The following is a 25,138-nucleotide window of genomic DNA, read 5'->3' on the forward strand; positions in this document are numbered from 1 at the left end:
GCGCGTCCCACGCTCCTCGCGCAGCGCGCAATCCGCGCGCCGCTACGCATAGAACGAATTCACCGCCACCCACATCATGAGCAACAAGAAAGCTGATTCGAAACCGCAGTCCCGCTACCCGGTCAACCTGCTCGACACACCGTTCCCGATGCGCGGCGACCTGCCCAAGCGCGAGCCGCAATGGGTCAAGGACTGGCAGGAACGCAAGGTGTACGACAAGATCCGCGCCGCCTCCAGGGGCCGCACGAAGTTCATCCTGCACGACGGCCCGCCGTATGCGAACGGCGACATCCACCTCGGTCACGCGGTGAACAAAATCCTGAAGGACATGATCGTCAAGGCGCGCAATCTGGCGGGCTTCGACGCGGTCTACGTGCCGGGCTGGGACTGTCACGGCATGCCGATCGAAATCCAGATCGAAAAGCAGTTCGGCAAGTCGCTGCCGGCGGCCGAAGTGATGCAGAAGGCGCGCGCCTACGCGACCGAGCAGATCGAGAAGCAGAAGGCGGGCTTCCGCCGTCTGGGCGTGCTCGGCGACTGGGACAATCCGTACAAGACGATGAACTTCGCGAATGAAGCCGGCGAAATCCGCGCGCTCGCGAAAATCATGGAAAAAGGCTACGTATTCCGCGGCCTGAAGCCGGTCAACTGGTGTTTCGACTGCGGCTCGGCGCTCGCCGAAGCCGAAGTCGAGTACAAGGACAAGACCGATCCGACCATCGACGTGCTGTTCAGCTTCGCCGAACCAGAGAAGACCGCGCAGGCGTTCGGCCTCGCCGCGCTGCCGCGCAACGAAGGCGGCATTGTGATCTGGACCACTACGCCGTGGACCATCCCCGCCAACCAGGCGCTGAACCTGCATCCGGAACTCGTCTACGCGCTCGTCGACACGCCGCGCGGCCTGCTGATCCTCGCTGAGGAACGCGTCGAGGCGTGCCTGAAGCTGTACGGCCTCGAAGGCACGGTCGTCGCGACGACGCCGGGCGAAAAGCTCGTGAACCTGCGCTTCAACCACCCGCTCGCGTCCGCGCATCCGGGCTACAAGCGCACCGCGCCGGTCTACCTCGGCGACTACGTGACGACCGAAACCGGCACCGGCGTCGTGCATTCATCGCCGGCGTACGGCGTGGAAGACTTCGTGTCGTGCAAGGCGCACGGCATGGCCGACTCGGACATCATCAACCCGGTGATGGGCGACGGCCGCTACATCGAATCGCTCGCGCTGTTCGGCGGCCTGTCGATCTGGGCTGCCAATCCGCAGATCGTCGAGGCGCTGCAAGGCGCCGGCTCGCTGCTGCGCACCGAGAAGTACACGCACAGCTACATGCACTGCTGGCGCCACAAGACGCCGATCATCTACCGCGCCACTTCGCAGTGGTTCGCCGGCATGGACGTGAAGCCCAACGACGGCGACAGGACGCTGCGCGAGACCGCACTCGAAGGCATCGAGAACACGGCGTTCTATCCGTCGTGGGGCAAGCAGCGCCTCTTCAGCATGATCGCGAACCGCCCGGACTGGACGCTGTCGCGGCAGCGCCAGTGGGGCGTGCCGATGGCGTTCTTCGTGCACAAGGAAACCGGCGAGCTGCATCCGCGCACGCTGGAGTTGCTCGAACAGGTCGCGCAGCGCGTCGAGAAGGAAGGCATCGAGGCATGGCAGACGGTCGATCCGCGAGAGCTGATCGGCGAGGACGCCAACCTGTACGAAAAGAACCGCGACACGCTCGACGTGTGGTTCGATTCAGGCACCACGCACTGGCACGTCCTGCGCGGCTCGCACAAGGACGAGCTGCAGTTTCCGGCCGACCTGTACCTCGAAGGCTCGGACCAGCATCGCGGCTGGTTCCATTCGTCGCTGTTGACCGCGTCGATGCTCGACGGCCGCCCGCCCTACAACGCGCTGCTCACGCACGGCTTCACCGTCGACGGCGAAGGCCGCAAGATGAGCAAGTCGCTCGGCAACGGCATCGATCCGCATGAAGTCGCAAACCGCCTCGGCGCGGAAATCATCCGCCTGTGGATCGCGTCGACCGACTACTCGGGCGAGCTCGCGATCTCCGAGGAAATCCTGAAGCGCGTGACGGAAGGCTATCGCCGCATCCGCAATACGCTGCGCTTCCTGCTCGCGAACCTGTCGGACTTCGACTTCGCGCAGCACGCGCGTCCGGTCGAAGACTGGCTCGAAATCGACCGTTACGCGGTGACGCTGTCGGCGAATCTGCAGAACGACATCCTCGCGCACTACGAGAAGTACGAGTTCCACCCGGTCGTCGCCAAGTTGCAGACGTTCTGCTCGGAAGACCTGGGCGGCTTCTACCTCGACGTGCTGAAGGACCGCCTCTACACGAGCGCGGCGGATTCGGTCGCCCGCCGCTCGGCGCAGACCGCGGTCTACCACATCGCGCACGGGCTGCTGCGCGTGATGGCGCCGTTCCTGTCGTTCACCGCGGAAGAAGCGTGGAAGGTGTTCCAGCCCAACAGCGAGACGATCTTCACCGAGACGTACCACGCGTACCCGGCCGTGCCGGACGCGGGCGCGCTGCTCGACAAGTGGACGCTGCTGCGCGCGGTGCGCGGCGACGTGACCAAGGCGCTCGAAGAGGCGCGGGTCGCGAACCTGATCGGCTCGTCGCTGCAGGCGGAAGTCGAAATCCGCGCGAGCGGCGCGCGTTACGACGCACTCGCGAGCCTCGGCGACGACCTGAAGTTCGTGCTGATCACGTCGGCGGCGAACGTCGTCAAGGTCGACAGCGAAGCCGATGAAGGCGTCGAAGTGATCGCGTCGAAGTACCTGAAGTGCGAGCGCTGCTGGCACTATCGCGCGGACGTCGGCGCGAACGCCGAGCATCCGTCGCTGTGCGCCCGCTGCTTCAGCAACCTGTTCGGCAGTGGCGAATCGAGGAGCGCGGCATAATGGCGAGAACCATGTCGAAAACGCGCACCGGAAGCAGTTCGCTCGCACCCTGGCTCGGCATCGCGCTGATCGTCATCCTGTTTGACCAGCTGACGAAAATCGCCGTGCGCAAGGTGTTCGCCTACGGTGTGCCGCACGAGGTCACGCCATTCTTCAACCTGATTCTCGTGTTCAACCGCGGCGCCGCGTTCAGCTTCCTCGCGATGGCGGGCGGCTGGCAGCGCTGGGCGTTCACCGCGCTCGGCGTGGTCGCGGCGCTCGTGATCTGCTATCTGCTCAAGCGGCATAGCGGGCAGAAAATGTTCTGCACGGCGCTCGCGCTGATTCTCGGCGGCGCGCTCGGCAATGTGATCGACCGGCTCGCGTACGGCCACGTGATCGACTTCCTCGATTTCCACGTGGGCGGCTGGCACTGGCCGGCGTTCAATCTCGCCGACAGCGCGATCACGATCGGCGCGATCCTGCTCGTGATCGACGAGCTGCGGCGGGTACGCGGCACACGCTAACGTCGCCGACGTGAGGCACGGTCGCGGCTGCGCGAGCCGTGCCTCAGGTCCGGTTTGAAGCGCGCGGCGACGACGGGCAACGCCCTCGCGCCGCCGCGCGATCACGCTTTGTCGGAGGCTTTCGTTGGCAACCGCAGAACTCGCAGGCAAACACCTCGTCCTCGGCATGACGGGCGGCATCGCCTGCTACAAGATCGCCGAACTCACGCGTCTGCTGACCAAGGCAGGCGCGACCGTGCAGGTCGTCATGACCGAAGCGGCCACCCAGTTCATCACCCCCGTCACGATGCAGGCGCTGTCGGGGCGGCCGGTCTTCACGAGCCAGTGGGACGGTCGCGTGCCGAACAACATGGCGCACATCGATCTATCGCGCGAAGCCGATGTGATCGTGATCGCGCCGGCGTCGACCGACTTCCTCGCCAAGCTCGCGCACGGCATGGCCGACGATCTGCTTTCGACACTGTGCATCGCACGCGACTGCCCGCTGCTCGTCGTGCCGGCGATGAACCGGCAGATGTGGCAGAACCCGGCCACGCAACGCAACGTCGCGCAACTGCGCGCGGACGGCGTCGAGGTGCTCGGCCCCGATTCGGGCCCGCAGGCCTGCGGCGAAATCGGCGATGGGCGCATGCTCGAAGCGGCCGCGACCTACGAGGCGGTCGCGTCGTTCTTCGCGCCGAAAATCCTGTCCGGCCGGCGCGTGCTGCTGACCGCCGGGCCGACCTTCGAACCGCTCGACCCGGTGCGCGGCATCACCAATCGTTCGAGCGGCAAGATGGGCTTCGCGCTCGCGCGCGCCGCGCAGCAGGCCGGCGCCGACGTGCATCTAGTGGCCGGTCCGGTCGCGCTGGACACGCCGTGGGGCGTCTTGCGCGAGGACGTGCAGACCGCGCAGCAGATGCACGACGCGGTGATGCGCGCGGTCGCGGAGGCGGACATTTTCATCGGCGTCGCGGCGGTGGCCGACTGGCGCGTCGACCACGTCAGCGGTCAGAAGATCAAGAAGACCGCCGAGCACGCGCTGCCGAGCTTTTCATTCGTCGAGAATCCAGACATCCTCGCCGCGGTCGCCGGGCTGCCGAAGCCGCCGTTCGCGGTCGGCTTCGCCGCCGAAAGCGACAACCTCGAAGTCCACGGCGAGGAAAAGCGCGCGCGCAAGAACGTGCCGCTGCTGATCGGCAATCTGGGGCCGCAAACGTTCGGGCTCGACGACAACGAAGTGATTCTGTTCGAAGCAGGCCGCGCGACGAAGCTGCCACGCGCCGACAAGCAGACGCTGGCGCGCGCGCTGATCGCGGAAATCGCGAAGCGTCTGCCGCCCGGCATCAGTCCGGTTGGCTGAACGAGCGAGCAGCAGTGGGCCCGTGTGGCCCTGCCATCTTTGCCCGGTTAGCCGACCGGAATCACCTGGAGCACTACTGCCATGACGCTACTCTCCGTGCTCGATCAAACACCGGTGATCGCCGGCCGTTCGGTGGCGGACGCGATCGCCGCGACCGTCGAACTCGCGCAACTCGCCGACGACCTCGGCTACACGCGCTACTGGTGCGCCGAGCACCACGGCCTGCGCGGCGTGTCGAATCCCTGCCCTGAAGTGATGCTGGCGCGCCTTGGCAGCGTGACCAAACGCATTCGCATCGGCTCGGGCGGCATCATGCTGCCGTACTACAGCCCGTTCAAGGTCGCCGAGCAGTTCATGATGCTCGAGGCGCTGTTTCCGAATCGCGTCGATCTCGGCGTCGGACGCGCGCCGGGCGGCGACATGCGCACCGCGCAGGCGGTCGCCGCCGGCGCTTACAATCGCGGCGAGCATTTTCCGCAGCAGGTCGCCGAGTTGCTCGGCCTCATGCACGGCGCGCTGCCCGACGATCATCTCGCGCAGGGCGTGCTGCTGCAGCCGCAGATCGATACGCGCCCGCAGCTGTGGATGCTCGGCTCGAGCGACTTCGGCGGTTTGCTCGCGGCGCAGCTCGGCATCCGCTTTTCGTTCGCGCATTTCATCAACGCGCATTTCGGCAAACAGGTCGCGCTGGCGTATCGCGAGCGCTTCCAGCCTGGCAAAGACGCGTCGCGGCCGTATCTGGCGGCCGCGGTCTTCGTGATCTGCGCGGATACCGAGCAGGAAGCCGCGGACCTCGAAAAAGCCGTCGATCTGCGTCGCGTGCAGATGGCGTATGGTCTGAACGAACCGATACCCTCGATCGAGCAAGGCATCGCGCAGGAATATGGCGAGCGCGAACAGCTCGTGATCGACCGCGAAAAGCCGCGCAGCATCATCGGCACGCCTGAGCGCGTGACCGAACGGCTCACGGATTTACAGCAGCAGTTCCAGGCCGACGAGCTGATGGTGCTGACCGTCGCCGGCAGCTATCGTGCGCGCTTGCGCTCCTACGAACTGCTCGCCGACGCGTTTCAGCTCGGCTCGGACCAGGCGGCTTGATCGCAAAGGCGTTGCCAGTCAGCCGCGTGCCCCTTCACCAATCTCACCCCCAACTATCGAACCTGAATGAAACTCGACCTGAAGATTCTCGATCAGCGCATGCGCGAACAGCTCCCCGCTTACGCGACGACCGGTAGCGCCGGCCTCGATCTGCGCGCCTGCCTCGACGAACCGCTGACGCTGAAACCCGGCGAAACCGCGCTGGTGCCGACCGGACTTGCGATCCACGTCGGCGACCCCGGTTATGCGGCGTTGATTCTGCCGCGCTCGGGTCTCGGCCATAAGCATGGGATCGTGCTCGGCAATCTGGTCGGCCTGATCGATTCCGATTACCAGGGCCAACTGATGATCTCGACGTGGAATCGCGGCGAGACGACATTCGTGCTGAATCCGATGGAACGCCTCGCTCAACTGGTGATCGTGCCCGTCGTGCAGGCCGGGTTCAATATCGTCGATGACTTCGAGGAAAGCGTGCGCGGCGCGGGCGGGTTTGGTAGCACCGGCAAGCATTGATCGATTGCTGCGACGCGGCGGCTGGCGCCTTCAGCGCACGCCGTGAGAAAAAACCAGAGCATAAAAAAACGGCGCGGGATAAAACCCGCGCCGTTCTGCCTTTGGTGTCCGGCCAGCTCAACGCCACGCCGGCCTGACTGACATCACTCGACTTCCACCGCCTCCGGATTCGGATTGCGCGGCGCCGGATGCTCGTCGAAGGTCAACTGCACCTTGTCGTCGGCATCGACGTCGACCGTCACGCGGCCGCCGTTCATCAGCTTGCCGAACAGCAGCTCGTCGGCGAGCGCGCGACGGATCGTATCCTGGATCAGGCGCTGCATTGGCCGCGCGCCCATCAGCGGATCGAAACCGTGCTTCGCCAGATGCTTGCGCAGCGCATCGGTGAACAGCGCATCGACCTTCTTCTCGTGCAGCTGATCTTCCAGCTGCATCAGGAATTTGTCGACCACGCGCATGATGATTTCCTCATCGAGCGAACGGAAGCTGATCGTCGCGTCCAGACGGTTGCGGAACTCCGGCGTGAACATGCGCTTGATGTCGACCATCTCGTCGCCCGCCTCGCGGCGGTTCGTGAAGCCGATCACCGACTTGCCCATCGCCTCGGCGCCCGCGTTCGTCGTCATGATGATGATGACGTTGCGGAAGTCCGCCTTACGCCCGTTGTTGTCCGTCAGCGTGCCGTGGTCCATCACCTGCAGCAGCACGTTGAAGATGTCCGGATGCGCCTTTTCGATTTCGTCGAGCAGCAGCACACAATGCGGCTTCTTCGTGATCGCCTCGGTCAGCAGGCCGCCCTGGTCGAAACCGACGTAGCCCGGCGGCGCGCCGATCAGCCGGCTCACCGCGTGACGCTCCATGTACTCCGACATGTCGAAGCGGATCAGTTCGATGCCGAGCGTGAACGCGAGTTGCTTCGCGACCTCGGTCTTGCCGACGCCGGTCGGACCCGAGAACAGGAATGCGCCGATCGGCTTGTCGAGCTTGCCGAGGCCCGCGCGCGCCATCTTGATCGCGGCCGACAGCGCATCGATAGCCGGATCTTGACCAAACACGACGCTCTTCAGATCGCGGTCGAGCGTCTGCAGCTTGCTGCGATCGTCCTGCGACACGCTTTGCGCCGGCACGCGCGCGATCTTCGAGATGATTTCCTCGATCTCGTTCTTGCCGATCGTCTTCTTCTGCTTCGACTTCGGCAGAATGCGCTGCGCCGCGCCCGCTTCGTCGATCACGTCGATCGCCTTGTCCGGCAAATGACGATCGGTGATGAAGCGCGCCGACAACTCAGCCGCCGCCGACAGCGCACCCGACGAATACTTGACGCCGTGGTGCTCTTCGAAGCGCGATTTCAGCCCGCGCAGGATCGCGACCGTCTGCTCGACGGTCGGCTCGGTCACGTCGATCTTCTGGAAACGACGCGACAGCGCCGCGTCCTTTTCGAAGATGCCGCGATATTCGGTGAAGGTGGTTGCCCCGATGCACTTCAGCGTGCCCGACGAGAGCGCCGGTTTCAGCAGGTTCGACGCGTCCAGCGTGCCGCCCGACGCGGCGCCCGCGCCGATCAGCGTATGGATTTCGTCGATGAAGAGAATGGCGTGCGGACGCTCCTTCAGTTCCTTCAGCACCGTCTTCAGACGCTGCTCGAAGTCGCCGCGATACTTGGTGCCCGCGAGCAGCGCGCCCATGTCGAGCGAATACACCTGGGCATCGGCCAGGATGTCCGGCACTTCGCCGCGCGTGATGCGCCATGCGAGCCCTTCGGCGATCGCGGTCTTGCCGACACCGGCCTCGCCGACCAGCAGCGGATTGTTCTTGCGGCGGCGACACAGCACCTGCACCACACGCTCGACTTCCGACTCACGTCCGATCAGTGGATCGATGCGGCCGTCCTTCGCCATCTGGTTCAGGTTCTGCGTGAACTGGGCGAGCGGCGTTTCCTTCTGCGCGGCTGCTTCGTCGGACTCGGCATTCGCATCGCTCGCCTTCGCGGCGTCCGAACTGCTCGTCTTGGCGATGCCGTGCGAGATGAAATTGACTACGTCCAGACGCGTGACGCCCTGCTGCTGCAGGTAGTACACCGCATGCGAGTCCTTCTCGCCGAAGATCGCGACCAGCACGTTCGCGCCGGTCACTTCCTTCTTGCCGTTCGAGGTGGACTGCACATGCATGATCGCGCGCTGGATCACACGCTGGAAACCGAGCGTGGGCTGCGTGTCGACGTCGTCCGTGCCCGGCACGGTCGGCGTGTTGTCATGAATGAAGTTGCGCAGGTTCTGGCGCAGATCCTCGATATTGGCCGCGCATGCGCGCAGTACCTCTGCCGCCGTCGGGTTATCCAACAGCGCGAGCAAAAGATGCTCGACCGTTATGAACTCGTGCCTTGCCTGGCGCGCTTCCATGAACGCCATATGCAGGCTGACTTCCAGTTCCTGGGCAATCATGCTTCCTCCATCACACACTGCAGCGGATGCCCGGCCTGCCGTGCGTGGGTAACGACTTGCTCGACTTTGGTCGACGCGATGTCCCGCGTATAGACCCCACAAACTCCCCTGCCCTCGCGATGCACCTTCAACATGACCTGCGTTGCGGTTTCACGATCCTTATTGAAATATTCCTGCACGATCATCACGACAAATTCCATCGGCGTGAAGTCGTCATTCAGCAGCACCACCTTGTACATGGATGGCGGCTTGAGTTTCTGCTCCTGCCGCTCCAGTACGGTGCCGTCCTGCTTGTCCGGGATAATCGCCATACACCCATTCTAAACAACTAGGACAGGCCCGCAATCCTGTCAGAACCCGGCCGCCCGGCCGATGAGCCCGTTCGCTGCCACCCGGCGGTCACGACGCTGTCATGTTCGGCCTGGCCTGCGCGTTTTCGACGGGCCGATTGCGGTGCCGGCCCCGATCCTGTCATGCGCGGCGCGTGCTGCACCGCGGTCGGATCGAGTATCGCACAACCTGCCGGTACTGGCTGCGAGCGCTCGCCGCGCTGGGCGTCGGCGCCGCGGGCACAGTCAGCATGTGAGTGGATTATGCGACTTTTCAAGCCACGCCGCTTGCGCCACCGCACATACGGAAGCGGTAAAAACCCTGGAAAGCGGCCTGTTTGCAACGCGACAACGACGTCTCAAAATTTTCTTGACACTCGAATAAAGAGCCCCAACAATCAAGCTGGCACTTTTTTCACCAAGCCATAATCTCGAAAAAATGCCGATGGTGAGCTTGTGAGGAGGGAACGACTGCCTCGCGTGGTCGTGGCTTTTCGAGGGCTCGTGGTAGTGACATGAGTTACAGGGGAAGTTGGAATGGCAACTGGTACGGTCAAATGGTTTAACGACGCAAAGGGTTTCGGATTCATCACGCCTGACGAGGGCGGCGAGGATCTGTTTGCACACTTCTCGGCCATCCAGATGAATGGCTTCAAGACGCTGAAGGAAGGCCAGAAGGTCACCTTCGAAGTCGTGCAAGGCCCGAAAGGCAAGCAGGCATCGAACATTCAGGCGCCAGCCTGAAACGTTTCGATACCCGTCCTTTTTGAAACCCGGCTCCGCGCCGGGTTTCTTTTTTGCGGCAGCTTTCTATTGCAACGGATTTTCCGGCCGGAAAGCCGCCCGAAAATTCCGGGTATAAAAATACCCCGGCCGTTTGCTGGCGCCGGAGGTTTTATGCGAAACGGATAATCCCGGCGCGTCAATTACATATTTTCGATCATCACTTGCCCAAATGCCGAGCACGACACCTGGGTCGCGCCTTCCATCAGGCGGGCAAAATCGTAAGTAACGCGCTTTTGCAGGATCGATTTTTCCATCGAGCTGATTATCAGATCCGCCGCCTCGAACCAGCCCAGGTGGCGCAGCATCATTTCCGCTGACAGGATTTCCGAGCCGGGATTCACGTAATCCTTGCCCGCGTATTTCGGCGCCGTGCCGTGCGTCGCTTCGAACATCGCAACCGAATCCGACAGGTTCGCGCCCGGCGCGATTCCGATGCCGCCGACCTGCGCGGCGAGCGCGTCCGAGATGTAGTCGCCGTTCAGGTTCAGCGTGGCGATCACGTCGTATTCGGCCGGGCGCAGCAGGATCTGCTGCAGGAACGCGTCGGCAATCACGTCCTTCACGACGACATCGCCGCCGGTCTTCGGATTCCTGACTTTCATCCAGGGACCGCCGTCGATCAGTTCCGCGTTGAACTCCTTCTGCGCGAGCGCGTAGCCGTAGTCGCGAAACGCGCCTTCGGTGTACTTCATGATGTTGCCCTTGTGCACCAGCGTGACCGAGCGGCGTTCATTGTCGATCGCGTACTGGATCGCCTTGCGCACCAGACGCTCGGTACCTTCGCGCGACACCGGCTTGATGCCGATACCCGACGAATCCGGAAAGCGGATCTTCTTCACGCCCATTTCTTCGCGCAAGAACTTGATGATCTTCTTCGCCTGCTCGGATTCAGCTGGCCATTCGATGCCCGCGTAGATGTCTTCCGAGTTCTCGCGGAAGATCACCATGTTGGTCTTCTCGGGCTCGCGCACCGGCGACGGCACGCCCTTCAAATATCGCACCGGGCGCAGGCACACATAGAGGTCCAGTTCCTGGCGCAACGCGACGTTCAGCGAGCGGATGCCGCCCCCGACTGGCGTGGTGAGCGGCCCCTTGATCGACACGATGTATTCCTTGACCGCCTGCAGCGTTTCGTCCGGCAGCCATACGTCCGGGCCGTACACCCGGGTCGCCTTCTCGCCCGCGTAGATTTCCATCCAGTGGATTTTCTTCTTGCCGCCGTACGCCTTTTCGACCGCCGCATCCACGACCTTGAGCATGACCGGCGTGATGTCCAGACCAGTGCCGTCGCCTTCGATGTACGGGATGATCGGCTCGTCGGAAACGTTGAGCGAGAAGTCGGCGTTGACGGTGATCTTATCGCCACCTGTCGGAATCTTGATGTGCTGATACGGCATGATCGGACTCCAGTGAAAGCTGTGCAAAAGCTGATGGGAGACTGCGAAAGAGACGCCCTCGCCGCGCAATGCCGAACCGCCGCGAGCGGCCTGGCCGCTATTCTAGCCCACGTCCCACGCGCGACGCGGCCGCCCCTAGCTCCGGGTTTTCCAACATAGACGGCCTCTCGAACGCGCCACGCTCCTCTATAAGATAGAAGAATCTGCGTCCCGGTTTATGCATTATCATCGCGCCGTATCGCTCTGCCGTATCGCTCTCCTATGCGCCTTCTCGCCCTCAACAAGCCGTTCGGCACCATCTGTCAATTTTCGCCACACGAGACGCGGACGTCGCTTGCCGACTGGGTCAGGCTACCCGGCGTCTATCCGGCTGGCCGGCTCGACTCCGATAGCGAAGGCCTGCTGCTGCTCACCGATGACGGCGCGCTGCAGGCGCGCATCGCCGAGCCGCGTCACAAGCTCGTCAAACGCTATTGGGCGCAAGTCGAAGGCGCGCTCGACGACGCCGCGTTGAAAAAGCTCGCGCGCGGCGTCGATCTCGGCGACTACGTGACACGCCCATGTCAGGCGACCTATGTTGAACCGTCCAGCTCGCTGTGGGCGCGCACGCCGCCGATCCGCTATCGCGCCGCGATCCCGACCACATGGGTCGAGCTGTCGATCACCGAAGGCAAGAACCGTCAGGTGCGTCGCATGACGGCGGCGGTGGGTTTTCCGACGTTGCGTCTCGTGCGCGTCGGCATCGGTGCGCTTGACATTTTTTCACTCGGACTGCAACCTGGACAGAGCACGGAGTTGCGAGCGCACGCGCCATGGGATGGCGTCGCCTGAACATGATTTGACGATTGTTCGTTCATCGCCGCAACACCGCGTGCCGAACTCACGCACGCGCGAATCAGCCTGGACGTGCTCACTCCAAACCCGTTTCACGGCTGTGACAATCAAGCTAACTCGTTGTAGCAGCACGCAAAATAATGCGTGAAACGCAGGCCCGAAATGCGTGAAACAAGTGGGCTCGCCGCGAGCCTGCGTCACGCGGTTTGAGCGCGTGTCATCACGATCAAAATTTCCGCGCAATTCGCGTCAACCGCCGTACAACTCCACGCGTTATCCGACGCAGATGCCGCCGAAGCTATCCGGCATTCAGCCTTAAAGACATTTGCATACGCCGTTTTCGCGGCGAGTACGAAAGTCCGAACGCTAGCAGACGCGTCGAAAAATTTGTTCGATGCGGCTGTCAACCGAAAGGTGGATGGCACGTTTACCGACATGACTCTACATATGCCGGGTCATTTGGTTAATTAACTCAAGCTGAGGATTCACAAAATGAACAAACTGATCGCCGCTCTGGTCGCTGGCCTCTTCGCAACGGCAGCATTCGCACAAGCATCGGCACCGGAAGCAGCTCCCGCAGCTCCGGCAGCAGCAGCTTCGTCGGCAAAGAAGACCACCAAGCACGCTCACAAGAAGTCGCACAAGAAGGCAGCAGCTGCAGCTTCGGCAGCTTCGGAGTAAGTTGCTTGTAAAAACGCAGTAAAGAACCAGCTTCATTGCCGTTCTTACGGCGTTGTAAGGCAGATCACCGCAAGGCGATCTGCCTTTTTGTTTTTGACGCGCTCGCGTAACATGCGCGAGTCAATTTCAGCAAGGAGTCTTGCCGTGCGATTTTCCATGCGCTCGTCGATGGCGCGTTTCGCCATTGCCGTAGCACTGCCGCTCGCGGCGCTGTCGTTCGTCGTCACCACGGCTCCCGCCCAGGCGCAGCAGATGCCGCCGGGCGCCAAGCAGCCGAGCGAGTTTCCGCGCGTCAAGCTGACCGCTGGCATGTTCGTGATCGACGCGGCCGTCGCCGCCAACGACGCGGACCGCGAACAGGGCTTGATGTATCGCACGAAGCTCGCGCCGAACGAAGGGATGCTGTTCGTGTTCAACGAGAACGCGGGCCACTGCTTCTGGATGAAGAACACGCTGATCCCGCTGTCGATCGCATTCATGCGCGCCGACGGCACGATCACCGACATCGACGAGATGCAGGCCGAGACCACCAACAACCACTGCCCGACGCACAACGGCGTGTTCGCGCTGGAAATGCCCAAGGGCTGGTTCTCGGCGAAGGGCATCAAGCCCGGCATGCAGATCCAGGGCTTACCGCCGGTGCCGGGTATCACGCAGTAAGACCCTCACCGCCGGGCCGCGTGTCCGTGCAGCCCCGTAAATGGCCCCGGAGCGGCCTCTGAGCGGGGGCACCGTCCCGCCACGCTGTCCCGCGAAAAGCCGGCGTCTCGACCCGAGGCGCCGGCTTTTTTTCGCCCGCTCAGCCCCGCGCCACCAGCCTTCGCGCCGGCTGGCAGGATTCATGCAAAAGACCAATCGACGCGCTATCCTTGTAATCTCGACAAGGTAACGCCAGATAAAGCACCACTCAGACTCCCCGGGCGGCCCGCGCGGTCGCCCGGCATGCGTTTCAGGCGCGCCATTACAAGGAGATTCACGTGCCCCGCAAGACTCCCATCGAGCGCTACCGGAATATCGGCATCAGCGCTCACATCGATGCCGGCAAAACCACCACCACCGAACGGATCCTGTTCTACACCGGCGTGACCCACAAGATCGGCGAGGTTCACGACGGTGCGGCGACGATGGACTGGATGGAACAGGAGCAGGAGCGCGGCATCACGATCACGTCGGCGGCCACGACCGCGTTCTGGAAAGGCATGGCCGGCAACTATCCCGAGCATCGGATCAACATCATCGACACCCCCGGGCACGTCGACTTCACGATCGAAGTCGAGCGCTCGATGCGCGTGCTCGACGGCGCCTGCATGGTGTACGACTCGGTCGGCGGCGTGCAGCCGCAATCGGAAACCGTCTGGCGCCAGGCGAACAAGTACAAGGTGCCGCGCATCGCGTTCGTCAACAAGATGGACCGCGTCGGCGCGGACTTCTTCCGCGTGCAGCGGCAGATCGGCAATCGTCTGAAGGGGGTCGCCGTGCCGATCCAGATTCCGATCGGCGCGGAAGAGCACTTCCAGGGCGTGGTCGACCTCGTCAAGATGAAGGCGATCTACTGGGACGACGACAGCCAGGGCATCAAGTTCGAGTACCGCGACATCCCGGCTGAACTCGCGGCCACCGCGAAGGAATGGCACGACAAGATGGTCGAGGCCGCGGCCGAGGCGAACGAGGAACTGCTCGAGAAGTACCTCGGCGGCGAACCGCTGAGCGAAGCCGAAATCAAGCACGGCATCCGCGCGCGCACGATCGCCAACCAGATCGTGCCGATGTTGTGCGGCAGCGCGTTCAAGAACAAGGGCGTGCAGGCGATGCTCGACGCGGTGATCGACTATCTGCCGTCGCCGGTCGACGTGCCCGCGATCACCGGTCACGACGAGCACGACAAGGAAATCGAGCGTCATCCCAACGACGACGATCCGTTCTCGGCGCTCGCTTTCAAGATCATGACCGATCCGTTCGTCGGTCAGCTGATCTTCTTCCGCGTGTACTCGGGCGTCGTCAACTCGGGCGACACGGTCTACAACGCGGTCAAGGAAAAGAAGGAACGCCTCGGCCGGATCCTGCAGATGCACGCGAACGAGCGCAAGGAAATCAAGGAGGTCTACGCGGGCGACATCGCCGCGGCCGTCGGCCTGAAGGAAGCGACCACCGGCGACACGCTCTGCGATCCTAATCATGTGATCATCCTTGAAAAGATGATCTTCCCGGACCCGGTGATCTCGCAGGCCGTCGAACCGAAGACCAAGGCCGATCAGGAAAAGATGGGCATCGCGCTGAACCGTCTCGCGCAGGAAGACCCGTCGTTCCGCGTGCAGACCGATGAGGAATCCGGACAGACGATCATCTCCGGCATGGGCGAGCTGCACCTCGAAATTCTGGTCGACCGGATGAAGCGCGAGTTCGGCGTGGAAGCGACCGTCGGCAAGCCGCAGGTCGCGTATCGCGAAACCGTGCGCAACAAGGTCGAGGACGTCGAAGGCAAGTTCGTCAAGCAGTCGGGCGGCCGCGGTCAGTATGGCCACGCGGTGATCGCGCTCGAGCCGAGCGAACAGGGCAAGGGCTACCAGTTCGTCGACGCGATCAAGGGCGGCGTGATCCCACGCGAATTCATCCCCGCCGTCGACAAGGGCATCCAGGAAACGCTGAAAGCCGGCGTGCTCGCGGGCTATCCGGTCGTCGACGTGAAGGTCACGCTGACCTTCGGTTCGTACCACGACGTCGACTCGAACGAAAACGCGTTCCGCATGGCCGGCTCGATAGCGTTCAAGGAAGCGATGCGCAAGGCGAAGCCCATCCTGCTCGAACCGATGATGGCCGTGGAGGTGGAAACGCCCGAGGACTTCATGGGCAACGTGATGGGCGACCTGTCGAGCCGACGCGGCATGGTGCAGGGCATGGAAGACATCGCGGGCGGCGGCGGCAAGCTGGTGCGCGCGGAGGTGCCGCTCGCCGAGATGTTCGGCTATTCGACGTCGCTGCGCTCGGCCACCCAGGGCCGCGCGACCTACACGATGGAGTTCAAGCATTACGCCGAGACGCCGAGCAATGTCGCCGAGGCCGTGATCAACACGAAGAAACAATGACGCTGACGCGGCGGCGTTGAGCGCGACAAGCCGAAGCCCGCTCTCTGTGAGCGGGCTTTTTTTATGGCGCCGTTTGCATCGTCGAGCCACGCACCCGTTTTTTGAACGTGCCAGAATGTTGATCAGCCATGCGGCACGCCCCTGAATCGTAAGACCGAAGCAAACGACTCGAACGCGGCACGCCAGCCGAGGAGGAGACACGATGAGCCACGATCACGAACATCCGCATTACCGGGCCGAGCACGACGCCGCCGAAGCCAGCCAGCAGATCGACTGGCGCGAACACGGCGTGAAGGTCATCCGCGGCGATCAGCTCGACACCAACACCGCGCAAACGCCGGGCATGAACCGCGCGGCCGCGATCAACGCGGCGCGCGTCGGCGCGCAGAAAATCTGGGCCGGCACCGTGACGATCCATCCGAATGCGAAGACCGGCGCGCATCATCATGGCGCGCTCGAAAGCGTGATCTATGTTGTGCGCGGCCAGGCGCGCATGCGCTGGGGCGAGCATCTGGAATTCACTGCCGAGGCCGGTCCCGGCGACTTCATCTTCGTGCCGCCCTACGTGCCGCATCAGGAGATCAACGCGAGCACCGACGAGCCGCTCGAATGCGTGCTCGTGCGCAGCGACAACGAAGCGGTCGTCGTCAATTTGAACATCGACGCGGTGGAGCAGCCGGAAACGGTCTACTGGGTCGATCCGATCCACAAGCATCCGCACGATCACTAGGGTCTGTTTACATATGGAACGCACGTGCGAATGCCCGCTATCGGCCGCAGGGCAAGGAGTAAGGAGCGCTGCGTGGCCGCGCCACGTGAGCGACGCACGACGCCGCCATGCGGCCGATAGCGGGCATTCCCCTGGAATGAAATTCAGAACTGGGGTTGCCGCGAGAAGGGCCGCTCGCTGCGTCACGCTCCTTGCGAATACGTCGAGTATTCGCGGCGTCGCAATCCTTGCGAGCGGCCCTTCTCGCGGCAACGCACGTGCGTTCCATATGTAAACAGACCCTAGCCGCTCATCAACCTATCCGTTCATCCGCTCGTGCCACATGACGCCTAACGCCTCGCTGCGCCCTCGCCTCGTCGCGCTCTACGCGGTGCTGCTCGCCGCCAACCTCGGCGCATGGCTGTGGGCGCTAATCGCGTTTCGCCACTACCCGCTGCTGCTCGGCACCGCGCTGCTCGCGTATGGCTTCGGTCTGCGTCATGCGGTCGACGCCGACCACATCGCGGCGATCGACGCCGTTACGCGCAAGCTGATGCAAACCGGCATGCGACCGGTCGGGATCGGGCTCGCGTTTTCGCTCGGCCATTCGACGATCGTGATCGCGGCGACGATCGGCATCGCCTGGACCACGCATTCGCTGAATGGGCGCTTCGAAAGCTTCAAGGAAGTTGGTGGCACGCTCGGGACACTGGTTTCCGCGTCGTTCCTGCTGGCGCTCGCGGCGGTCAATCTCGTGGTCCTGCGCGACGTGTGGCGCCGCTACCGGCACACGCAACGTGGCGACGTTGCGAGCACAGCGTCAGCCGATGCGCTCGCCCCAGCCGGGCTGCTGTCGCGCGCATTGCGGCCGCTGTTTCGGCTGGTCACGAAAAGCTGGCACATGTATCCGGTCGGCGTGCTGTTCGGGCTCGGCTTCGACACCGCGACCGAGATCGGCCTGCTCGCGATCGCTGCGTCGCAGGCCAGCACTGGCCTGCCGCTCTATTCGATCCTCGTGTTCCCGGCGCTCTTCACGGCCGGCATGACGCTTGTCGATTCGACCGACAACGTGCTGATGGTGCACGCGTACGGCTGGGCGATGGACGACCCGAAGCGCAAGCTTTACTACAACGCGAGCATCACGTTCGTGTCGGCGATGGTCGCGATCGTGATTGGCGGCGTCGAGGCGCTGGGGCTGCTGTCGGATCGCTTCGGCTGGAGCGGCGGGGTGTCGGATGCGATCGTCGGAATCAACGATCATTTCGGCGCGCTCGGCTATGCGATCGTCGCGGCCTTCATGGCGTGCTGGATCGGCTCGGTGCTGTTTCATCGCTGGAGACGGCCGGATACGGCGGCACGATAAGTGGCCTGGCCTACCGGGAAACCGATCTACACCGTAGGTTTCTTTGAGCGTTCCACCTTGTGGAGTTCGAAACCGCATTTCGCACCGTGTTGCTCCGCCAATCCGTCCGCAATCGCGGCCGCCCCTCGCGAGCACGCGTCCGGTAACCGTTGTGACGACGACACACCGCGCGTCATTTATCGGCCGATCGACTAGCGCGGCGCGCCCCCGGTGCGCCAGAGCCGCGAGCAATCGCTTACACTGAGATCGCTCTGCACAGCGTTGCCCTTTCGCGATAGCGGCCCCACCACATCCCATCGCCCATCGGAAGGCGCGCTGCTGCCCCTCGCGCCGTCGCGCGGCTCGCGCGACGCCTCCGAACCAGCAACAGAACGGGTTGGACACGCCATCGATGAAAACGCCAGCGGACCGATTTCTCGCACCTGACGCATTGGACGCAGCCCGCCTCACAGCCGACGCCTACGGCAACCACGCCCTCGACGAGTTTGTCGCCGGCCGCATCACGCGCCGCGAGCTGCTACGACATGCGAGCGTGATCGGTCTGTCGCTCGCGGGTGGCGGCCTGCTCGGCGCGCCGCGAGCGCGGGCGCAAGGTGCACCGCCCACGTCGAACCAGACGATCCGCGTCGCGCATCTGACGCCGGCGGGCGCCGTCGATCCGCTGACGGTGACTGACGCCGCGAGTCTCGCGCTGCTGAACCAGACCGGCGAATTCCTGATCGACGACGACGGCGAGAAGCTGATGCTGAAGCCCGCGCTCGCGCTGTCGTGGAAGCCGAACGACAAGGGCGACGTGTGGACCTTCAAGTTGCGCCCCAACGTGAAATTCCACGACGGCCAGAGCTTCGGCGCGAAAGATGTAGTCGCGACCTTCGACCGTCTCGCCGATCCCGCGAGCGGCTCGGCCGCGCTATCGGTACTAAAGGGCGTGCTGTCGAAAGGCGGCGCGAAGGTCGTCGATGAACACACGGTGGAGTTTCATCTCGACGCGCCGACCGGCAATTTCCCGTACTACGTTTCCTCGGATAATTACAACGCGGTGATCCTGCCCGCGAACTTCGCGGGCAACTACGAAAAGAGTTTCATCGGCACGGGTCCGTTCAAATTCGAAAAGTATCAGCCGAAGGTTGGCGCGTCGTTCGTGCGCAATCCCGACTACTGGGGCGAAAAAGCGTTACCGCAACGCGTACAGTTTTCGTTCTACGCCGACGAGCAGGCTCAACTGCTCGCGTTGCAAGGCCATCAGGCCGACGTGATGGGCACGTTCACCGTGCAGGGCGGCGCGGCCATCCTGAACAATCCGGACTACAAGGCGGTCGGCGTCAAGTCGAGCGCGCACCGCCAGATTCACATGCGCAACGACAGCCCGCTCTTCAAGGACAAGCGCGTGCGTCAGGCACTCGCGTTGTCGCTCGATCGCGACGTGATCGTGCGCGGTCTCTTCAAGGGTCGCGCACAACTCGGCAACGACAGCCCGTTCGCGCCGGTGTTTCCATCGTCGGATGCGGGCGTGCCGCAACGCAAGATCGATGTCGCGAAGGCGAAGCAGCTGCTCGCGCAGGCCGGCGTGCCGAACGGTTTCGACGTCACGCTGACCACCGAAAAATACATGGAGATCCCCGACCTGGCGGTCGTCGTGCAGAACGCCGCGAAGGCGATCGGCGTGCGCATCAATCTGAAGGTCGAGAGCCAATCGCTCTACTACGGCGCGGGCACGCCGGGCAAATCCGACTGGCTCGACTCGCCGCTCGGCATCACCGATTACGGCCATCGCGGCGTGCCGAACGTGTTCCTCACCGCGACGCTGACGAGCAACGGCACATGGAACGCCGCGCACTTCAAGAATCCGCAATACGATCAACTGGTCGCGCAGTTCGTCGCGGCGATCGATCTGGCCACGCAAAGGAAAATCTCCGGGCAGATCCAGACGCTATTGCTCGACGAAACGCCGCTGATCATCCCGTTCTTCTACGATCAGCTGATCGCGATGCGCAAGGGCGTGAACGGCGTGCGCTTCACTGCGCTCGCGCAACTGTATTTCGATCGCGCGACGCTCAGCGCGTAAGCAGCGCGCTGTCCGCCTCGCTTTTCGCAGGAGAACTCACGATGTCGGCTCCGGCGCCCTCTCCCGCCTCGAATACATCGCGTCCGCCGCGCGCGACGAACGGCAACGCGGGCCGCGTCGCGCGTTTTCTCGCGACGCGCGCGGGTCTTTCGCTGATCACGCTGTGGCTGCTGTCGGTGATCGTGTTCGCGGGCGGCCAGTTGCTGCCCGGCGATATCGGCCGCGCGGTGCTCGGGCCGCTCGCCGATGCGCGCGCGGTCGCCGCGCTCGATCATCAGCTCGGCGCCGACCGGCCGCTGCTCACGCAATACATCGACTGGATCACGCATTTCGTGCGCGGCAACATGGGGCTGTCGTACGCGTATCGCGAACCGGTCAGGCCGTTCATCGCCGATGCGCTCGGGCATTCGGCGAAGCTCGGTCTGCTCGCGTTCATCGTCGTCGTGCCGCTCGGCATCGCAGGCGGCGTGTGGTCGGCGATGCATGCGGGGCGCTGGCTCGATCGCACGATCAGCATCGCCGGTTTGTCGGCGACCGTGGTGCCGGAGTTCGTGTCGTCGATCGTGCTGATTCTCGTGTTCGGCGTGTGGCTGCGCTGGCTGCCCATCGAGGCCTCGTCTCCGCCCGATGCGAGCGTGCTCGAACAGCTGCGCCATCTGGTGCTGCCGGTGCTGCCGCTCGTCCTCGTGTTCTTCGGCTACATCGCGCGAATGGCACGCGCGGGCACCGTCGAAGCGCTCGACGCCGACTACACGCGCACCGCCATCCTCAAGGGCCTGCCGCGCCACGTCGTGATCTGGCGGCACGTGCTGCGCAATGCACTGCTGCCGACGATCACCGTCGCCGCCACCCAACTCGGCTACATGATCGGCGGACTCGTGGTGGTCGAGACGCTGTTCCGCTACCAGGGCATCGGCTCGCTGATCTACAACGCCGCCAAGGCGAAGGATTTTCCAATGCTCGAAGCGGGCGTACTGACGATCGGCGTCGTCTATACGCTCGCGAATCTGGTCGCCGATGCGCTGCACGTGCTGCTCAATCCGCGACTGCGGGTGAGGACCGCCGAATGAATACGACCGTGCCGCCGGCTTCATCGACGCCACCAGGCTCGCCCGCGCCAGGCGCACCGGGCTCCGAGCCGCGTTTCCCGCGCCTCCTCCTGCTGCTCGGTTCGCCGACCTTCATCGTGGGCGCGCTGATCGTCGCGTGGTGGATCGTCTGCGCGATCGCCGGGCCGTGGTTCGTGCATCTCGATCCGTACGCGTCCGATCCGCTCAATTCGCTGACGCCGCCCGATCGCACGCACTGGTTCGGCACCGATCAGCTCGGCCGCGACGTATTCTCGCGCGTGATCGTCGGCGCACGCGACATCCTGACGATCGCGCCGCTCGCGACACTGCTCGGCACCGCGGCGGGCACCGCGCTCGGCCTGGTGGTCGGCTACTTCGACGGCTGGGTCGACGACGTGATCGGCCGCATGATCGACGCGGTGCTCGCGCTGCCGCTCGTGATCGTCGCGCTGCTCGCGCTCGCCGCGGTCGGTGCGTCGAACTTCACGGTGATTCTCGTGATCGGCACCACCTTCACGCCGATAACAGCCCGCACCGTGCGCGCCGCCGTGTTCGCAGAGCGGCATCTCGACTATGTGGCCGCCGCGCAGCTGCGCGGCGAACGCGCGCCGTACATCATGTTCGCGGAGATCCTGCCGAACGTGCTGCCGCCGATCGTCGTCGAAGCAACGGTGCGGCTCGGCTATGCGATCTTCGCGGTCGCGACGCTGTCGTTCCTCGGCTTCGGCATCCAGCCGCCGTCGGCCGACTGGGGGCTCGCGCTGTCCGAGTCGTACACGTTGATGGCGGGCGGCGCGTGGTGGACCGTCGTGTTTGCGGCGGGCGCGATCGCGTCACTGGTGGTCGGCGTCAATCTGATCGCCGACGGCGTGCAGGGAGTGCTCGACCAATGAACGGCCCACCGCCCTCCTCGTTCGCGGCGTTCGACGTGTCGAAAAGCGATCGCACCGACGCGCTGACCGTGGTCGGCCTGACGGTCACCTACCGGATCCGCGGACGCGATCGCGAAGTGCTGCAGGACGTATCGTTTCGCGTGCGACGCGGCGAGGCGTATGGGCTCGTCGGCGAATCCGGTTGCGGCAAGTCGACCGTGGCAATGGCGACGCTGCGCTATCTGCCGCGCAATGGCAAGGTGAAGGCCGGCAAGATCGTAATCGCCGGTGAGGACGTACAGAAGCTGGGTGCCGACGCGCTGCGCAGCATGCGTGCGACGACCGTCTCGATGGTCTACCAGGACCCGGGGCGCGCACTGAATCCATCGCTGACGATCGCCCGTCAGGTTTCCGAAGCATTCGAGGCGGCCGGCGTCGCGCGCGACGAGGCGCTGCAACGCACGCTCGAGATACTCAAACGCGTCCGCATCGCGGCGCCCGAGCGCGTGATGAACAGCTATCCGCATCAATTGTCGGGCGGCATGCAGCAGCGCGTCGTGATCGCGATGGCGCTCGCGTCGAACCCCGCGCTGCTGATTCTCGACGAACCGACTACCGGCCTCGATGCGACCGTCGAAGCGGAAGTGCTCGACCTCGTCGCACGGTTGCGCGAGGAACTCGGCACCGCGGTGCTGTTCATCAGCCACAACCTCGCGGTGATCGGCCGCATGTGCGAACGCGTCGGCGTGCTGTACGCGGGCAAGCTGGTCGAGGAAGGCGCGACCCAGGACGTGTTCGCACGGCCGCGTCATCCGTACACGGTCGGGTTGCTGCGCTGCCTGCCGACGGCCGGACGCAGCAAGGACAGCGAGCGGCTCGATACGATCGCGGGCGGCCTGCCTCTGCCGGGCTCGGTCACGCAGGGCTGCATCTATGCGGAGCGCTGCCGTCTCGCCGACGAGCGCTGCCGCCGCGACGCGCCGCCGCCCTATCGCCTCGGCGCCCGGCATGGCGATCAGATGGCGCGCTGCCACTATCACGAGCGTGCGATCGAACTGCCGCGTGCGACATCGAGCGCGGCGCCGGTGGCGGCCGCATCATCCAACGCGGCGCCGCGCGCGCCCTCTGGGCCGGTCTTGCGCGCCCGGAACCTGTCGAAAACATTCCACGTATCGGGCGTCCCGCTGCGCGCGGTCGACGACGTGTCGCTCGAACTCGCGAGCGGCGAGACGCTCGGCCTCGTCGGCGAATCGGGCAGCGGCAAGACAACGCTCGCGCGACTGCTGCTCGGCCTGCTCGCACCCGATGCCGGCAGCCTGCTCGAACTCGACGGCGCCCCGCTCGCCGCGCGCGTCACGCGACGCAGCGACGAGCAGCTGAAATCGCTGCAGATCGTGTTCCAGAATCCGGACTCGGCGCTCAATCGCGCGCATTCCGTCAAGCGGCTGATCGGCCGTGCGCTCGCGCGCTTCACCGCGCTGCGCGGGCCGGAGATCGACGCACGGCTCGCCACGCTGACGGACGCCGTGCGGCTGCCCGAGCGCTATCTGGATGCACGTTCGCGCCAGCTTTCGGGCGGACTCAAGCAGCGCGTCGCGATTGCGCGCGCGTTCGCCGGCGAACCGCGCGTCGTCGTGTGCGATGAGCCGACTTCATCGCTCGACGTGTCGGTGCAGGCCGCGATTCTGAACCTGCTCGCCGATCTGCAGCACGAGCGCGGCGTCAGCTACGTATTCATCTCGCACGATCTGCACGTGGTCCGCTATGTGTCGGATCGCATCGCGGTGCTCTACCTCGGCCGGCTGCTCGAAATCGGCCCGGCGGCGGCCGTGTTCGATGGACCGCAGCATCCCTATACCGAGGCGCTGCTGTCCGCCGTGCCGACACTGCCGGGCGACGGCGCGTCCGGCGAGGTGCATCAACGTACGCGTATCCGTCTCACCGGCGAGTTGCCCGGGCCCGGCGCGATGCCGTCGGGCTGCGTGTTTCACACGCGCTGTCCGCGCAAGCTCGGCGCGATCTGCGAGCAGCAGGACCCGCCGTTTCTCGACGCGGACGACGCCGCCGATCCGTCTTGCGCGCACCGGATTCGCTGCCATATTCCGGTCGCCACACTTCGCGAGCTGCAAAGCGAGCCGCGCGACGACAACGCGGGCGACCCGACGAATGGCGGCACCTCCGACGATGCGTCGGAAAACGCCAGCTAGCGTCGACTCGAACCTCATCGACGCACACCGCCCCTCTTAACGAATCCCGCGTCGGAACACGCTTTTGCGTCCGCGCGTTTCATCGTCGCAACGTTTTGAGGCGTTTTTCCGGCGTGCGCATCGCACATCTCGATATCGCCCGTGTCGCGTCAAGGCTTTGCGGCGCGTGGCATGGATATCGCTAAATTAGCAGCCAGAGACTCGAAGCCAAACCGGGCGCGCAACGCCGCGCATATCCGCACGACGAGCGTCACCACGCGATGGCGCGACCTCGCGCGATCAGCACGGCAGCGACGCACGGACAACTTCGACACAACGGACCGGGGGTTCGACAAGACCCGCGTGCAGACAGGTTGGCCGGCGCTGGGGCAGCTCGCGAAGGCGGCAGCGAGGTACCGTCCTTCGCTCTGGAGACGCGCGATGAAGACCGGAAAATCAGATCAGTACTACTGTGCAATGATGCGCGGCGCGGTGGTCCTCGCGGGGGTCGCGGTGTTGGCGGGCGGGACCGCGTACGGGGCGTCGACGGACGTGATCCCTCGCTCGATTGTGCTGGCCGACGCGTTGCGGGCGCAACCCGGCGATTCAACGCCGCTGCTGCTCGCGCAGAACGACGGCGCGGCAACCGGCGCCGAGGCTGGCACGGCCACAGCCGCCGACGACGCCGCCTCGGTGTTCGCGCCGTCCGGCTGCGGCGGGCTCGGCGGCCCGGGCTGCGGGCGGCTCGGCGGCGGCAGTGGCAACGGCAGCGGTAATGGCGGCGCGGCGGGTTCGAGCAATAGCGGTGCTGGCGCAAGCGGCAACAGCGGCGCCGGGGCGGCGGGTTCAGGGAGCGGAAGTGGGAGTGGCGGTGCGGGCACGGGCAGTAAGGGAAATAGCGGTAGTGGTGGTGGCGGTGGAAGCGGAGGCGGAGGCGGAGGCGGAGGCG

General features: G+C 64.4%; 19 protein-coding genes and 1 pseudogene. 17 read left to right on the forward strand and 3 right to left on the reverse strand.

Going from position 1 to position 25,138, the window contains the following annotated elements; all coding sequences use genetic code 11:
- Positions 1–76 precede the first annotated feature (76 nt).
- From ileS to dut, 5 genes are all read left to right on the forward strand, one after another.
- A complete protein-coding gene (gene ileS / locus F6X37_RS26505) occupies positions 77–2,914 on the forward strand; it encodes an isoleucine--tRNA ligase (RefSeq protein ID WP_187613344.1) in 2,838 nt (945 codons plus the stop codon).
- On the forward strand, positions 2,914–3,420 hold the full coding sequence (gene lspA / locus F6X37_RS26510) for a signal peptidase II (RefSeq protein WP_090801573.1): 507 nt from the start codon (positions 2,914–2,916) through the stop codon (positions 3,418–3,420). Before ileS ends, lspA begins: the two co-directional genes overlap by 1 nt.
- 124 nt (positions 3,421–3,544) lie before the next feature.
- Positions 3,545–4,762: a bifunctional phosphopantothenoylcysteine decarboxylase/phosphopantothenate--cysteine ligase CoaBC gene (gene coaBC / locus F6X37_RS26515; RefSeq protein ID WP_187613345.1), complete on the forward strand. Its 1,218-nt coding sequence runs from the start codon at positions 3,545–3,547 to the stop codon at positions 4,760–4,762.
- An 81-nt stretch (positions 4,763–4,843) separates the two neighbouring features.
- Complete coding sequence (locus F6X37_RS26520; RefSeq protein WP_187613346.1) at positions 4,844–5,860, forward strand: LLM class flavin-dependent oxidoreductase; 1,017 nt, start codon at positions 4,844–4,846, stop codon at positions 5,858–5,860.
- Positions 5,861–5,926: 66 nt separating this feature from the next.
- Entirely contained in the window at positions 5,927–6,373 is a 447-nt protein-coding gene (gene dut, locus F6X37_RS26525; RefSeq protein ID WP_018421593.1) for a dUTP diphosphatase, read from the forward strand.
- A gap of 143 nt (positions 6,374–6,516) precedes the next feature.
- Here dut and clpA read toward each other — a convergent pair whose 3' ends face one another.
- A complete protein-coding gene (gene clpA / locus F6X37_RS26530; RefSeq protein ID WP_090801577.1) occupies positions 6,517–8,814 on the reverse strand; it encodes an ATP-dependent Clp protease ATP-binding subunit ClpA in 2,298 nt (765 codons plus the stop codon).
- The gene (clpS, locus tag F6X37_RS26535) at positions 8,811–9,125 is read right to left on the reverse strand and encodes an ATP-dependent Clp protease adapter ClpS (protein WP_008919570.1); all 315 of its coding nucleotides are present in this window, start codon (positions 9,123–9,125) and stop codon (positions 8,811–8,813) included. The genes clpA and clpS overlap by 4 nt, the downstream gene beginning before the upstream one ends.
- Before the next feature lie 555 nt (positions 9,126–9,680).
- Between clpS and F6X37_RS26540 the strand changes: the two genes are divergently transcribed.
- Entirely contained in the window at positions 9,681–9,887 is a 207-nt protein-coding gene (locus F6X37_RS26540) for a cold-shock protein (RefSeq protein ID WP_007180614.1), read from the forward strand.
- A gap of 182 nt (positions 9,888–10,069) precedes the next feature.
- Here F6X37_RS26540 and icd read toward each other — a convergent pair whose 3' ends face one another.
- Positions 10,070–11,326, reverse strand: a complete 1,257-nt coding sequence (icd, locus tag F6X37_RS26545) for an NADP-dependent isocitrate dehydrogenase (protein ID WP_090801579.1) — start codon at positions 11,324–11,326, stop codon at positions 10,070–10,072.
- 261 nt (positions 11,327–11,587) lie between these two features.
- Between icd and F6X37_RS26550 the strand changes: the two genes are divergently transcribed.
- From F6X37_RS26550 to F6X37_RS26600, 11 genes and pseudogenes are all read left to right on the forward strand, one after another.
- Positions 11,588–12,157, forward strand: a complete 570-nt coding sequence (locus F6X37_RS26550) for a pseudouridine synthase (protein ID WP_187613347.1) — start codon at positions 11,588–11,590, stop codon at positions 12,155–12,157.
- A gap of 495 nt (positions 12,158–12,652) precedes the next feature.
- Complete coding sequence (locus F6X37_RS26555) at positions 12,653–12,841, forward strand: hypothetical protein (protein WP_184058182.1); 189 nt, start codon at positions 12,653–12,655, stop codon at positions 12,839–12,841.
- Positions 12,842–12,985: 144 nt separating this feature from the next.
- Positions 12,986–13,501 (forward strand): DUF192 domain-containing protein, encoded by a 516-nt coding sequence (locus F6X37_RS26560; RefSeq protein WP_184006379.1) that lies wholly within the window; start codon positions 12,986–12,988, stop codon positions 13,499–13,501.
- 317 nt (positions 13,502–13,818) lie between these two features.
- A complete protein-coding gene (gene fusA, locus F6X37_RS26565; RefSeq protein ID WP_187613348.1) occupies positions 13,819–15,924 on the forward strand; it encodes an elongation factor G in 2,106 nt (701 codons plus the stop codon).
- A gap of 202 nt (positions 15,925–16,126) precedes the next feature.
- Positions 16,127–16,654, forward strand: a complete 528-nt coding sequence (locus tag F6X37_RS26570; protein WP_090801585.1) for a cupin domain-containing protein — start codon at positions 16,127–16,129, stop codon at positions 16,652–16,654.
- Positions 16,655–16,976: 322 nt separating this feature from the next.
- Complete coding sequence (locus tag F6X37_RS26575; RefSeq protein WP_187613349.1) at positions 16,977–17,996, forward strand: HoxN/HupN/NixA family nickel/cobalt transporter; 1,020 nt, start codon at positions 16,977–16,979, stop codon at positions 17,994–17,996.
- A 391-nt stretch (positions 17,997–18,387) separates the two neighbouring features.
- Positions 18,388–20,061, forward strand: coding sequence for an ABC transporter substrate-binding protein (locus F6X37_RS26580; protein WP_187613350.1), 1,674 nt, complete (start codon positions 18,388–18,390; stop codon positions 20,059–20,061).
- A gap of 41 nt (positions 20,062–20,102) precedes the next feature.
- A complete protein-coding gene (locus F6X37_RS26585; protein ID WP_184058192.1) occupies positions 20,103–21,131 on the forward strand; it encodes an ABC transporter permease in 1,029 nt (342 codons plus the stop codon).
- A complete protein-coding gene (locus F6X37_RS26590) occupies positions 21,128–22,024 on the forward strand; it encodes an ABC transporter permease (RefSeq protein ID WP_184051565.1) in 897 nt (298 codons plus the stop codon). Before F6X37_RS26585 ends, F6X37_RS26590 begins: the two co-directional genes overlap by 4 nt.
- On the forward strand, positions 22,021–24,210 hold the full coding sequence (locus F6X37_RS26595; protein WP_090801592.1) for an ABC transporter ATP-binding protein: 2,190 nt from the start codon (positions 22,021–22,023) through the stop codon (positions 24,208–24,210). Before F6X37_RS26590 ends, F6X37_RS26595 begins: the two co-directional genes overlap by 4 nt.
- Before the next feature lie 420 nt (positions 24,211–24,630).
- Positions 24,631–25,138, forward strand: a pseudogene (locus F6X37_RS26600) (hypothetical protein); the annotation flags it as partial.

Origin of the sequence: Paraburkholderia sp. 31.1 (assembly GCF_014397645.1) — a bacterium.
Taxonomy (GTDB): Bacteria; Pseudomonadota; Gammaproteobacteria; order Burkholderiales; family Burkholderiaceae; genus Paraburkholderia; species Paraburkholderia tuberum.